Annotated in this window: 11 protein-coding genes; 1 reads left to right on the plus strand and 10 read right to left on the minus strand. The window is 51.5% G+C overall.

Translation table 11 applies throughout. The features are described 5' to 3' along the window. Nucleotides 1-2: 2 nt before the first annotated feature. Nucleotides 3-794, plus strand: coding sequence for a pyrroline-5-carboxylate reductase (locus tag PSEMAI1_RS0111140; RefSeq protein WP_024302955.1), 792 nt, complete (start codon nucleotides 3-5; stop codon nucleotides 792-794). Between the two features lie 351 nt (nucleotides 795-1,145). On the opposite strand, the gene PSEMAI1_RS0111150 is transcribed toward PSEMAI1_RS0111140, so the two are convergent. The 10 genes from PSEMAI1_RS0111150 to PSEMAI1_RS0111185 all read right to left on the minus strand — a co-directional run bounded on the left by PSEMAI1_RS0111150 (nucleotide 1,146) and on the right by PSEMAI1_RS0111185 (nucleotide 12,786). Beyond that, nucleotides 1,146-2,774, minus strand: a complete 1,629-nt coding sequence (locus PSEMAI1_RS0111150) for an NADP-dependent glyceraldehyde-3-phosphate dehydrogenase (protein WP_024302957.1) — start codon at nucleotides 2,772-2,774, stop codon at nucleotides 1,146-1,148. 42 nt (nucleotides 2,775-2,816) lie between these two features. Continuing rightward, entirely contained in the window at nucleotides 2,817-4,232 is a 1,416-nt protein-coding gene (gene pyk / locus PSEMAI1_RS0111155; RefSeq protein ID WP_029770651.1) for a pyruvate kinase, read from the minus strand. Nucleotides 4,233-4,538: 306 nt separating this feature from the next. After that, entirely contained in the window at nucleotides 4,539-6,059 is a 1,521-nt protein-coding gene (locus tag PSEMAI1_RS21275; RefSeq protein WP_084612670.1) for an L-fuculokinase, read from the minus strand. A 37-nt stretch (nucleotides 6,060-6,096) separates the two neighbouring features. Continuing rightward, entirely contained in the window at nucleotides 6,097-6,426 is a 330-nt protein-coding gene (locus PSEMAI1_RS21280) for a cupin domain-containing protein (RefSeq protein ID WP_084612671.1), read from the minus strand. Nucleotides 6,427-6,455: 29 nt separating this feature from the next. Continuing rightward, nucleotides 6,456-7,130, minus strand: coding sequence for a hypothetical protein (locus tag PSEMAI1_RS21285; protein WP_084612672.1), 675 nt, complete (start codon nucleotides 7,128-7,130; stop codon nucleotides 6,456-6,458). A gap of 129 nt (nucleotides 7,131-7,259) precedes the next feature. Further along, complete coding sequence (locus PSEMAI1_RS21290; protein WP_084612673.1) at nucleotides 7,260-8,576, minus strand: FAD-binding oxidoreductase; 1,317 nt, start codon at nucleotides 8,574-8,576, stop codon at nucleotides 7,260-7,262. 296 nt (nucleotides 8,577-8,872) lie between these two features. After that, a complete protein-coding gene (locus PSEMAI1_RS21295; protein ID WP_084612674.1) occupies nucleotides 8,873-9,715 on the minus strand; it encodes a proline/glycine betaine ABC transporter permease in 843 nt (280 codons plus the stop codon). Beyond that, nucleotides 9,708-10,553 carry a proline/glycine betaine ABC transporter permease gene (locus tag PSEMAI1_RS0111175; protein WP_024302960.1) on the minus strand — a complete coding sequence of 282 codons (846 nt, stop codon included), beginning with the start codon at nucleotides 10,551-10,553 and terminating at the stop codon, nucleotides 9,708-9,710. The genes PSEMAI1_RS21295 and PSEMAI1_RS0111175 overlap by 8 nt, the downstream gene beginning before the upstream one ends. A 36-nt stretch (nucleotides 10,554-10,589) precedes the next feature. Then, complete coding sequence (locus tag PSEMAI1_RS0111180; RefSeq protein WP_198019602.1) at nucleotides 10,590-11,669, minus strand: glycine betaine/L-proline ABC transporter ATP-binding protein; 1,080 nt, start codon at nucleotides 11,667-11,669, stop codon at nucleotides 10,590-10,592. Between the two features lie 76 nt (nucleotides 11,670-11,745). Further along, nucleotides 11,746-12,786: a glycine betaine ABC transporter substrate-binding protein gene (locus tag PSEMAI1_RS0111185; RefSeq protein WP_198019603.1), complete on the minus strand. Its 1,041-nt coding sequence runs from the start codon at nucleotides 12,784-12,786 to the stop codon at nucleotides 11,746-11,748. Nucleotides 12,787-12,922 lie beyond the last annotated feature (136 nt).

Genomic DNA, 12,922 nt, shown 5'->3' on the forward strand with positions numbered 1-12,922 from the left:
GCATGAGTGGCAGCGATGCAACTACCATTGGTTTCGTAGGTACGGGGGCGATTACTAAGGCAATCGTAACCGGGCTTGTAGATCATGCCGGCGTGCGGGGAGAGATTTGGCTGTCCCCGAGGAGTGCTGAAATTGTGACGGTGCTCACAACGCGTTATCCGAATGTCCGTGTTGCAAAGGACAATCAGGATGTCGTCGACAGATCGAGACGTGTATTTATGGCCGTGCGCCCTCAGGTTGCTCAGGAAGTTCTGTCAGAACTCAGTTTCTCGGAAGAGCACATCGTGATCAATCTTATAGCTGGGTATACCTGCGAGCGATTGGAACGAGACTCGGCACAGCGCCCGGGCCGTGTTGTTCGTGCAGTCCCCTTTCCTTCGATCGCCAATGGAAACTGCAAGACGCTTATATTTCCAGATGACGAAGATGTACGTCAGATGTTCGAACGGGTCGGAGGGACCGTCGGACTGAGCAGCGAGGCGCAGTTGGAAACCATGGTTGCGATGGGAGCCACCATGGAATTGTTTTTTAGAGTACTTCATACGTATGCCGACTGGGCCGAGAAGCGTGGAATCGACTACGCGTCGGCACGTACCTACCTAGCTAGCCAATACGCAGGATTGGTTGACATTGCGATCGCCAGCCAGATCCCCTTCGACGTTCTTAGCAAACAGTTCACCACTAAGGGCGGCTTGAACGAGCAAGTGACTACTACGTTCGAAAATGGCGGTGGCTTCGGCTTGCTCCAGGAGGCGCTGGATCAAGTCGAGCGGAGGCTCCTAGCTAGTGAATGAGAAATGGATTGCTGCGGAACTGACAGCGTAGCCCCTGCACAAGGGCAATTGGGCGGCCGCGTTATAGGCCAAACATTAATGGACAGGATTGATCTTGCCCCGAGTTTGCAGGCACTCTAATGAGTCTGCTTTGGTCAGTTTCTTGAACTCAACCGGGTTGAGATAGCCCAGGGTCGAGTGCCGACAGCAACGATTGTAAAACCTCTCCAAGTACTCAAAGATCACTGCCAGAGTCTCCTCGGGTAGCTTAGCTTTCATGGGATGAGCTGCCTCTATCCGAGTTATTCGTGAGCTTCCTTGGCAAAAAAATGGGCCGCCCGCGCCCATCGGCAGGCGGCCACCGGGAAAAGCTCACAGAATGAAGCGCGTATTGATAAAGTTACTCTCATTCGACAACACGATCGCATCCAGCAGCTTCTTGCTCGCCTCGGTCTGCTTCGCCGCCACCATCGAGCGGATCGAGAACGCGCGCAGTGCATCGTGCACCGACAGCGTCCCCTCCGCCGAATCCTTGCGCCCGGCGAACGGGAACACGTCCGGACCGCGCTGGCACTGGCAGTTGATGTTGACGCGGCAGACCTGGTTCACCAGCGGATCGACCAGCGCGGCGATCTGGTGCGGGTCGGTGCCGAACAGGCTCACCTGCTGGCCGTAGTCCGAGCTGATCACGTAGTCCAGCGCCTCCTCGATGTCCTCGAACGGCGCCACCGGGATCACCGGCCCGAACTGTTCTTCGCGGTACAGCTTCATGCCTTCCTTGACCGGGAACACCACCGCCGGGTGGAACAGCGTCTCGGCCACCGTACCGCCGCCTTCGTTGATCACTTTGGCCCCCTTGGCCTTGGCGTCCTCGACGCACTCGGTCAGGTAGTTGCACTTCTCGTGGTCCGGCAGCGGCGTCACCATCACACCCTTTTCCCACGGCATGCCAACATTGAGCGCGTTGACCGCTTCGCTGAAGCGGCGCAGGAAGGCTTCGGCGATCGACTGGTGCACCAGGATCATCTTGATCGCGGTGCAGCGCTGGCCGTTGAACGACAGCGAGCCGGCGATGCATTCCTTCACCGCGAGGTCGAGGTCGGCGTCCGGCAGGATGATGGCGGCGTTCTTGGCGTCGAGGCCGAGCACGGCACGCAGACGGTTGGACTTCGGGTGCGCCTTCTTGAGCTGGTCGGCCACGCGGCTGGAGCCGATCAGCGCCAGCACGTTGATCTTGCCGCTGCTCATCAGGTGCGGCACCAGTTCCGAGCCCTTGCCGTACACGGTGTTGATCACCCCGGCCGGGAAGGCGCTGCGGAACGCTTCGAGCATCGGGTAGTACAGCAGCGTGCCGAACTTGGGCGGCTTCAGCAGTACCACGTTGCCCATGATCAGCGCCGGGATCAGCGTGGTAAAGGTTTCGTTCATTGGGTAGTTGTACGGCCCCAGGCACAGCGTGATGCCGAGCGGGGAGCGGCGGATCTGGCCGATGGTGCCGTCGACGATCTGGAAGCGCGAGTTGTCGTTGTCGAGCTTCTTCAGCGCATCGATGGTGTCCTTGATGTAAACGATGGTGCGGTCGAATTCCTTCTCGGAGTCGGGCAGGCTCTTGCCGATCTCCCACATGATCAGGTTCACGATCTCGCGGCGCTTGGCGAGGATCTGGCGGGTGAATTCTTCGACGCAGCCGATGCGCTCGGCTACCGACATCGTCGGCCAGGCGCCACGGCCGTTGTCGTAGGCGGCCACCGCGGCGGCCAGCGCTTCGTCGGCCTCGTCCTTGCCGGTGACTGGGATGCTGCCGATCTCGACGCGGGCCAGTTCGCCGTTGGGCTGGCGGGTGTAGACCGGCGACTGCACGGCACGCGTCTCGCCGTGCCACATCTTGAGCTGGCCGTTCACCAGCAGGGTGCGCTGGTGCAGCGGGGCGAGGATCTGGCAGTCGGCCGGTACGGCGTTTTCGTCGGGATACAGGGCTTGCAGTTGTTCGATGGTGTTCACTCTCAATGTCCTTTGTGTGCAGTGTGTGTGAGCGGTGGGGGCTTACTCCGGCCAGACCACGCGTAGCAGGTTGGTCGAGCCCGGGGTGCCGAACGGGATGCCGGCCACCACGATCAGCGGCTTGCCGACCTGGTAGTAGCCGGTGCTCTTGGCGGCGGCGCAGGCCTTCTCCACCATGTCCTCGACGTTCTTGGCGTCTTCGGTGGCGTAGGAGGTCACGCCCCACAGCAGCGCGAGCTGGCGCGCCACGGTGCGGTTCGGGGTCAGGCTCAGGATCGGCGAGGCCGGGCGCTCGTGGGCGACGCGGAAGGCGGTGGCGCCGGAGGTGGTGTAGGTGATGGTGGCGCCCACCGGCAGCACCCCGGCCACGGTCTGGATCGCCGCGCCGATGGCGTCGGTGGAGTTGGCGAGGTGGCGCGTGGTGACCGCCTGCATCAGCTGGCGCTGCAGCGGGTCGCTCTCGGTGTGGCGGATGATGCGCTCCATCATTGATACCGCCTCGGCCGGGTAGTGGCCGGCGGCGGATTCGGCCGACAGCATCACGGCGTCGACGCCGTCGTACACCGCCGTGGCGACGTCGGAGGCTTCGGCGCGGGTCGGCGCCGGCGCCTTGATCATCGATTCGAGCATCTGGGTGGCGACCACCACCGGCTTGCCGGCTTCGCGGCACAGCCGCACGATGCGCTTCTGGATCGACGGCACTTCTTCCGGCGGCATTTCCACGCCCAGGTCGCCGCGCGCCACCATGATGGCGTCGGCCACCTCGATGATCGCCTCGATGTTCTGCACCGCCAGCGGCTTCTCGATCTTGGCCATCAGCTTGGCGCGCCCGCCGATCAGTTCGCGCACTTCGAGCACGTCTTCCGGGCGCTGCACGAAGGACAGCGCCACCCAGTCCACGCCGAGTTCCAGGCCGAATTCGAGGTCGCGCCGGTCCTTGGCCGACAGCGCCGACACGGCCAGCGCCGCGTCGGGCACGTTGACGCCCTTGCGGTCGGAGATGATGCCACCCACCAGCGCCGTGGTGTCGAGACGGTCGGCGTGCACGGCAGTGACTTGAAAGCGCAGCTGGCCATCGTTCACCAGCAGGATGTCGCCCACCTTGGTCGCGGCGAAGATCTCAGGGTGCGGCAGACAGACGCGCTGGTGGTTGCCCGGCTCGGGGTTGCGGTCGAAGCTGAAGCTCTGGCCGGCCTCCAGTTCGGCCTGGCCGTCGGCGAAGCTCCACACGCGCAGCTTGGGCCCCTGCAGGTCGAGCAGCACGCCGATCGGGCGGCCGGAGGCCTGCTCGACCTGGCGCACGGCGGCGAAGCGGGCGGCGTGGTCTTCATGCGCGCCGTGGCTGAAGTTGAGGCGGAACACGTCGGCGCCGGCATCGTGCAGCGCGGCGATGTTCTCGACCGTGCTGCTCGCCGGCCCCAGCGTGGCGATGATCTTGGTAGATTTATTCGATTTCATGGACAGCGCTCCCACTCCGCACAGGAGGGCTTGCCCGTCCAATCCGGCAGGCAAGCCTTTCCCCTGCCGGGCGCTCAGCCCGGCATGCGGAAAAGAAATTGGATGATCGGGAAAAGATCAGGCGACCCGAACGGCAGCGGGGAAATCGCTAAGGTACTGCTCGACGATGCAGCGGAAGCCGGCGTCAGCTTTTAGCCCATACGTACCCAGCGCTGCGATTCGAAGCGCGCCGGCCAGTTGCCGACGATGCGGGTGATGGTCTCGTCCGGAACGAAACACTAAAGCGTCACGAGACAATGCAAGACATTACGCTGTTCGAATGAATGATGGTGAAAGTTCCTTCATCAACAGCTTGTACTCTGCAAGCATCGCATCATACATAGGCTTATGGCAGCCTTCAGGCAAATACTCCAAATCGTACTCAGCAAAGTTAGATGCCGTATCAACAACAGAAGACCATACCCCAGCCCCTACTCCAGCAAGAATAGCAGCACCAAGACACGCGGCAATATCTGTTGTTTTCATTGTACGTACAGGGAGTCCAGACGCATTGGCCTTTATCTGGCACCAAGCACGGCTTTTAGCACCTCCACTCAGCGAACGAATTTCTTCGATTTTGACGTCTTGAGCACTAGTTCCCTCAATCATTCGTAGCAGCACCATGGTCACCCCCTCCATGATCCCACGCGCAAAGTGAGCTTTGGAATGCGCTAACGTCACATTAAGAAAAACACCTTTTGCCAAAGCATTAGTATCCGGTGGACCTGAGCCTTGCAAGTGAGGAAGAACGCGCAGCCCCTCGCTGCCAGGAACAATACTTTCTACAGCTCGGTCAATCAATAAATATGCATTCTCGCCGCCGGATTTCTCCATATCAATTTCTGCTTCACAGAAAGTATCTCTGAACCAACGAATAGCCATGCCACCAGTAGAGTAGGCATGAAGCATATACAACCCAGGAATTCCGCTTGCAAAGCAGGGCATCTCACCTGCTGGATCAATCACAGGGTGAGTCGTCATAGCGACAGAAGCCAATGCCGCTCCAGTACTTTCCGAAAAAATACCAGGCCGAACGTTGCCAACGCCAATCGCCCCACAAGCTTGATCTAGGGCACCAAGGCATACCAATGTCTTGGTAGACAGACCAAATTCAGTCGCTGCTAAAGAAGACACATTGCCAATTGGTGTGCCGGGGTGACAAATTTCGGGAAGCTGAGACTCTCTGACCCCCAGAAGTTCAAGCATTTCCGGCCAATACTTTCGAGTATTGATATCCCAATACATGCTAGAGCAAAGCAGGGAATCTTCAGACGCAAATTTACCAGTCAGCAAATAGATGAAATAATCTTCAATCAAAAGAATTTTTGCAGCCTTGGAAAATACTTCTGGTTCATTTTTCTTTACCCAAAGAATTTTGGATGCTGGCCAAATAGCCGACATACCAACCTGCCCTGTTTTCTTATGAACAGCCTCTCGCCCCAATTGAGATTCAAGCCAAGCGGCCTCTTCATTAGCACGGTTGTCCATCCAAACAATAGCCTGGCGCAAAGGCACACCGTCTTCATCCAAGAAAAATATCGTCTCACCTTGGGCAGAAATACCCAATGATACAATATCATCTTTAGGCACGTTTGACTGCTTGATGGCATTAGATACAGCCAATTGAAAAGCTTCGATGTACGAATGAGCATCTAACTCAACCATTCCTGAAGAAGGTGTAAGTAGCTGATATTCACATGTGTGGCTACCTTTTACACTCCCACGCTCATCAAAAACAGCAGCCTTGATAGCGGTAGTTCCGACATCAACTCCTAATACAAACCTCATGGAAACCTCACAATTAAAAATTCACTGTAGGCTGAAATCAAAACTCACTAGGGGCAAGGCTGAACGACACGAGAGCAATGTCCAAGCCAATATTAGTGAGTTGATGTGGAATTGCGGGAGGAACCAGGACGGCATCTCCTTCGTGCATTTCGTGATATACATCCCCTACCCTCAGGAGCACGGTGCCACGAACTACGAAGAAAACTTCGTGAGAATCCGGGTGTCCTGGATCAACAGCACCAGTTTGGCCAGGGTTCAGTTGTGAAGTGCCAAAAGTCAGCTTTTCGGTTTTGAAGTAAAGCCGTACAACTTCCGGCCCCTCCATAAAAATTTTCGTTGCAGAAGGTTTTTTTAGTTCGCCATTCATACATTCTCCTCACTTTTTACCAAATTGAATCAAAGAGAATTCATCACATCGATGACTTTCTCAAGATTCGCACGGAAATCACCATCCGGCACAAACAGCTTATCAAACAAAGCGCTGCCCATAGTAAAGGCAAATGGGTTAATTTCATTAACAATACGGATACGTTCTTCACTAGCAATACTGCCAGCAAGAATAACTTCGGTTGTAGCAGATGCCACCACCGATTTAGCAAGCGCAACCGGATCACCATCAACATATCGATAAGCCACAAGATCCAGACCATGGACCCCAGCCTGCTCAAGGCGTTTACAATCGTTCAAAATATCTTGCTCTGTGCCCGTTAAAGTTACAGGACTGCCACCAACATTACCAACAAAAGGATAATATTTGATGGGCTTATCCTTTAAAAAATCAGCCACAGAGGGGAAAAATCGAGTCCCAGTGAGATAATCAAAACCAAAATCAACAGCCATTTTTGCACACTCAAGGCAAGATTCCTCAGTGTAAGTTACCACCTCAAGAAAAGTTACCTTGTTGTGCTTTTTCATAGCAGCTATCAGGTCGCGAGTAGCATCAGGGGAAATGCCTACATTCTTAAAACCCCAATAGTTGACAGGCAAATCTTTGCAAGAATCAAATATTTCACTTGCATTTTTCACGGTAATATCGTTTTGGGTCAGCATTACAATGAGTTGAGACTGCATATAATTACTCCGAAGGATTCGATTTATAGAACTTCGATTCATACAATTATCGACAAAAAGTACTAAGGTAAGTTACCTGACGGCAAGCAAGACGGAAACACCACCTTACTTACAATTTTCTACAATTGATCAGGATTCTTTCCCTGCACGAAATTGCGACCACATCAAGGTTGCATTTACGCCAATCGAGAGAAATGGTTCTGGTGGGTTGGCATTCGGCCCATTAGATTTCAACAAGAAATCAATCATTTCATTACGTTGGCCTGCAAGCCAATCAGCAAGCAATGTTCCTGTTACTGTGCCACGCGTTACACCTAAGCCATTACAACAAAGTGCACCGTACACATTTGGTCGCAGTTCACCAAAATGCCCCATATGATTACGGGACAAGGAAAGCGAACCACCCCATGTATAATCAAATTCAACACCAGATAACATAGGAAAGCGTCTCTCATATGATTCCCGGTGTCGCCTTACAAACCGCTGCAGGTATTTTTCGTGACTTTTTCCATCACGATTAAAACTGAAGCTATTTCTTACGAAAATTCGGTTATCAGCTGTCCTGCGAATCGTAGAACCAAAAGGATCCGCCGGCGTCAGACCCCAGAATGATTTCCCAGCAAGTCGCGACTGTTCTTCTTCACTGAGCACACGAGTAAGACTTCCATATGTAAACACCGGCAACATCCTACCCTTTAAAAACCCAAACCCCATACCAAATGCATTATTTGCGAGCACAAGCTTATCGGCAATAATTTTCCCAGATTGATGTGACAAAACAATCTTTTGCCCATACTCTACATCGGTTATTAACGTATTCTCATAAAGAGTAACGTTATCCGGAAGTGAATCAGCCAAGCCTTTCACGAGCGCCGATGGCTGAAGTAGAACAGTACCCGGAGAGAAAATCGCTTTCTTGTAAAATGTCGTACCAAGATGTCCAGGTAGGTCTGCTTCTTCGATCATCTCGTAGTTCTGGCCGAGTTTGTCTAATCCGCGGCGATAGGCATCGAGCACAGCAATACCACGTGGCTCAACAGCCCCCTGATACTTCCCAGATTCTCTTAGTTGACAATCGATAGAATATTGGCGCGTCAGATCTTTAATGATCGTTTGCCCCATTGTGTTAAGCTTCAGAGTCTTCTTTGCGATTTCAATATCACCAATGTAATCTTCGGCTCCGATATCATGTGGAAGATCTATAGCAAATCCAGCATTGCGTCCGGACGCACCATAACCGACCACCTGAGCCTCAATCAAAATGATTTCATCATTGGGATAATGAACTGCTAGTTGCCGAGCGGCAGCTAGTCCCGTAAAACCGGCACCCACAACAACCCATCGCGCAGCACTTGTCCCCTCATGGGATGGCTTCGGCTTCCTCGGTTTGCTCAAGTGAAACCATCCGCATGACACATCATCCTGTGGCGTAAGTGTAATTTTCATCGTCAAAAGAACCCCAGAAAGGCATAAACCGTAAATTGAGTAACGGCATACCAAAATTCCACGACATAGAAGACTCGGCCCCTGAGGCAGGCTATTTTAAAAAACGCCACAAATGACCCCAGCCAGCTCTTTTCAAACAATTGCGTTTTAAATTCTTCAACATAAAATCGAGAAACCGACCAGGGCACCAATTTTAATTCAAAAAAGGTGTGCAACCACTATGAGATTGCGCCAGAAAATTTCTTCACACCAAAATTTGAAAATTAAAACCACCGCCCCGGGCAAACCCATCCGAATTAATTTTTTGTCAAATACACTTGTGGAATGGATCCACGGAAAACACGATCCATAATGATCGCAAGAATCACGATAGACAGACTCGCACGTAAACCAAGCCCAAATTCCATTCGAGTTAACCCACGAGTAACTTCAGCACCAAGACCTCCAGCGCCGACAAGCCCGGCCAGAACGACCATAGCAAGCGAAAGGAGAATGCACTGATTAACACCAACCAGAAGCGTTGGCAGTGCAGATGGCAGCTCAATTTTCCTCAGGATATCAAATTTTTTGAGACCAATTGCAGCCCCGAGCTCAATACGTTCTTGTGGAATTTGTTCCATTGCCAAAACTGTCAGGCGAACCATTGGCGCAATCCCATAAACTACCGTCGAAATCAAGGCTGGAATCGATCCCAAACCGAAAAGCACGACCGAAGGAACAAGGTATACCCAGGGCGGCAAAGTTTGCATAACATCTAGAAGTGGTCGTGAAATAACCTGTAATTTCTTACTTCTGGATAGCATGACTCCAATTGGTATTCCGACACTTATAGAAAACACAACAGCCATGGTAACCAATGCGATTGTTTGAACGGTTGCCTCCCACATTCCAAGAAGAATACATACCGAAAACCCGACAATAGTTAAAACTCCACGCCGCCAGCCTGCAAAAACCAAAGCCAGCATTGAGAGCACACCGACTACGATAGGTGCAGGAACACTTGAAAGCACCCAAACTATACTCGACACCCAGAAATCAAAAAAAGCAGCAACGCCAGAAAAAGCGTCGTGATAATTTACGTTCAACCAGAAAAGAATTGGAGCTGCAATAGATCCCGGTGATATTTCGAAATTACTCATTCGCCCTCCCCGATTTAATCATTCCAAGACGCTGAGAAAAACGATCCAACACAATCGTCAACACGACTATCGCAATACCCGCATTTACAGATTTATCAATCTGGAGTGTCCGTACAGCGTCATATACAGTTTGGCCAAGTCCCCCAGAGCCAACGATACCGGCAATTACAACCATGCCGAAACCGAGCATTAAGCTTTGATTAATGCCAGCCAAAATTGATGGAAAAGCAAAAGGTATCCGAATTTTGATGAGCACATGTAAGGGCTTCATTCCAACAGCTTCACCCAACTCCCGAAACTGAATAGGGGTCATTCTAATTCCATGAGCTGTCAATCGCATTGCTGGCGGTATCGCTACTAAACTTGTTGCACACATTGCAGTAGCTGGGCCATATCCTAACAATGCAATTCCAGGAAGGAGATAAATGTAAGCGGGCATTGTCTGAATAAAATCAAGAACAACATCACTAGCTTTAACCAAACCAGCGGTCAACCCTAAGAGCACCCCCGTAGGAATTGCAATCACAAGTGCAATCAATGTCGAACTTAGCACAAGTGTCAATGTAGTCATGGTCTCCGCCCACAACCCCATCGCTTGACATAGCCATAAACCTGCGGCTGCAGCAACCGCAAAAAACCTCCCAACGAAAAACCACCCAGCGGTCAGTACTAGAAGTATGAACACCCAAGATGGCATTGCCGAGAGTAGTGCATTAAAAGAGTGGAATGCACCATCGAGAATAAGTCGAACAAAGTTAAAAACCGTAGTCGCGTTGTCGTTAATCCACGCAAGACTACTATCGACTATCACATCGAAGGAGTCTGTTATCTCCAACATCTCATTTCCCTCATGTAAATGTGCACGTAGCAGCAATCAGCTGACATCAATACCTCGTACGGCCTTCAAGAGACCTTCGCGGTTCACCATGCCAACTGTTCGACCATGATCTTTAATTGCGATTTGATCGGCTCCATGATTCAGGGCAAGATCAATCATTGCCTGCAGATCATCATCAATATCAGCATGCGGCACTTGAGCAGGAGCTTGATTTGCAATCTCAGACTTACTCATAATCGAATGAGCCTTAACGAGGTGCAAACGAGAAATACCTTCAACGAAGCTAGCAACATAGTCATCGGCTGGCCGCAACACAATTTCTTCAGGAGTACCGATTTGAACAATTCGGCCCTCCTTCATAATGGCAATGCGATCACCAATTCGAATTGCTTCCTCCAAGTCGTGAGTAATGAAAATAGATGTCTTATTGAGATGCGTCGATAGCTGTCTAAATTCAAACTGCAACTGCTTTCGGATAAGCGGGTCCAATGCACTAAAAGGCTCATCCATAAGAAGAATTTCGGGGTTCGCAGCAAGAGCGCGAGCGATACCAACTCGCTGTTGCATCCCACCAGAAAGTTCTCCTGGATATCTGTCGGCCCAGTTCTTGAGACCGACGGTCTCCAACGCGTTCATACAAGTTTCAATCAGCTTGCCTTTAGGCAGCTGTTGAACTTCCAGTGGGAGTGCAACGTTTTGTAGCACTGTGCGATATGGCAGGAGTGCTACATGCTGAAACACCATCCCAATATGCTTTGCACGCATAGCCCTAAGATCACTGCTATTCAACTTGCAGATGTCTTGGCCACGCACAATCACTTCGCCAACACTTGGCTCTATGAGGCGGTTAAAATGTCTGATGAGAGTAGATTTACCACTACCCGATAATCCCATAATACAAAATGTCTCACCCTCATATATTTCAAAGGACGCGTTCGCAACAGCAACAACACAACCAAACTGTTCAAGAATTTGATCTTTATCGTGAGTGCCTTTTTTGGCCGCTTCTACAGCGGCTGATCCGTTGTCGCCGAAAAACTTCCATACTGAGCGGCATTCAACTACCTTCGTGCGACTAGCGGGTCGGAATTCAGGTGCCGGCTTCATCATCATCATATTGCTCTGTGTGTGAACTGTGGGTGACTTGGGAACGGAGCCCGACGAGAGCCAGGCCCCGCTATCTACTCTTAAATTACTTGGAAGACATTACGGACCAGCGTTGGATCAGTCCATTGTTTTGCTGCCACCAAGCATCCACAGCTTGCTCCACAGTTTTGCCATTATTCATAGCACTATTAATCTGACCCACATCCTCAATCGGAACGTACACACTTGCGATTGCTTCACGAGCGCGGATATTTTTCTCCGAGAAGCCCTTGCGAGCAATCCAGTAGTAAGCTTGCGGGGGTGCGAAGATGCCTTTCGGATCCTTAAGGAATTTGACAGGATATTTCTGCATCATCCAGGACGGTTTCCACAGCATCGTTACGATGGGTTCTTTGCGCTGAATCGACGATTGCAACTGGGCAACCATGGCTGCAGTGCTCCCATCAATTACTTGATATTTGAGGCCATAAGCTTTAACCGCTGCATTAACCTCGCGCATCAGTCCAGAGCCTGGCTCAATACCAATAATCTTGCCACCGACCTTACTCGCAATTGAGTTCAGTTGTTCAACCGAATCAATAGGAACATAAGATGGCACAACAAGACCTTGATAAACACCGTACGATGCAATCGAGATTTTTTCCAGTCGATCTTTATTCTTTGCCCAGTAGTCTGCAGTCAGGTAGTTAATACTAGACAAAAGAATGTCAACGTCCCCTTTAGTAAGTGCGGCAAACGCAATGCCCCATTCGTTGAACTTGGTAAACTGAACCTTAAAGCCTTCCTTTTCAAGGAATTTCTTTGTCGGCAGCGAAATAGCCATCTGGTCTTCCCAGCCAAGGCTGCCTACCTTAATAACTTTATCCTCGGCTTGTGCTGCGGCTACACTCATTACGACCAGCATGAATGCAGCCACAACCCGTTTAAAATACTTTATGACTTCATTTCTCCAGCCACCAACCTTATTGATGGACATTGTGCAATACTTCATGTCTTCCTCCTTTGGTACTTTTGTAAAAAACTGATACAACCCATCACTCAAGGCTAGGCAACCCTTGACACGGACAAACATATATCCGAAATCTGTAAATGGGCACAAACCTTGAGCGGAACCGTAGCAATCCATAAGCGCTTTTCTTACGCCCTTTGAATTACCAAGCTTTTCAATTTAAACTGCAGAAATGCAATACATTGCTGCGGGTAAGCTGGCTAGTGGGACATACTCTTTGCATCACCAGTGATGCACAAACTCACCTCTTTAC

It is taken from the genome of Pseudogulbenkiania sp. MAI-1, from assembly GCF_000527175.1.
GTDB lineage: Bacteria > Pseudomonadota > Gammaproteobacteria > Burkholderiales > Chromobacteriaceae > Pseudogulbenkiania.

Bases quoted from the DNA above. Each gene is read 5' to 3' on its own strand.
- PSEMAI1_RS0111140 (WP_024302955.1), top strand. From the start codon at position 3: ATGAGTGGCAGCGATGCAACTACCATTGGTTTCGTAGGTACGGGGGCG.
- pyk (WP_029770651.1), bottom strand. From the start codon at position 4,232: ATGAAATCGAATAAATCTACCAAGATCATCGCCACGCTGGGGCCGGCG.
- PSEMAI1_RS21275 (WP_084612670.1), bottom strand. From the start codon at position 6,059: ATGAGGTTTGTATTAGGAGTTGATGTCGGAACTACCGCTATCAAGGCT.
- PSEMAI1_RS21280 (WP_084612671.1), bottom strand. From the start codon at position 6,426: ATGAATGGCGAACTAAAAAAACCTTCTGCAACGAAAATTTTTATGGAG.
- PSEMAI1_RS21285 (WP_084612672.1), bottom strand. From the start codon at position 7,130: ATGCAGTCTCAACTCATTGTAATGCTGACCCAAAACGATATTACCGTG.
- PSEMAI1_RS21290 (WP_084612673.1), bottom strand. From the start codon at position 8,576: ATGAAAATTACACTTACGCCACAGGATGATGTGTCATGCGGATGGTTT.
- PSEMAI1_RS21295 (WP_084612674.1), bottom strand. From the start codon at position 9,715: ATGAGTAATTTCGAAATATCACCGGGATCTATTGCAGCTCCAATTCTT.
- PSEMAI1_RS0111175 (WP_024302960.1), bottom strand. From the start codon at position 10,553: ATGTTGGAGATAACAGACTCCTTCGATGTGATAGTCGATAGTAGTCTT.
- PSEMAI1_RS0111180 (WP_198019602.1), bottom strand. From the start codon at position 11,669: ATGATGATGATGAAGCCGGCACCTGAATTCCGACCCGCTAGTCGCACG.
- PSEMAI1_RS0111185 (WP_198019603.1), bottom strand. From the start codon at position 12,786: ATGGATTGCTACGGTTCCGCTCAAGGTTTGTGCCCATTTACAGATTTC.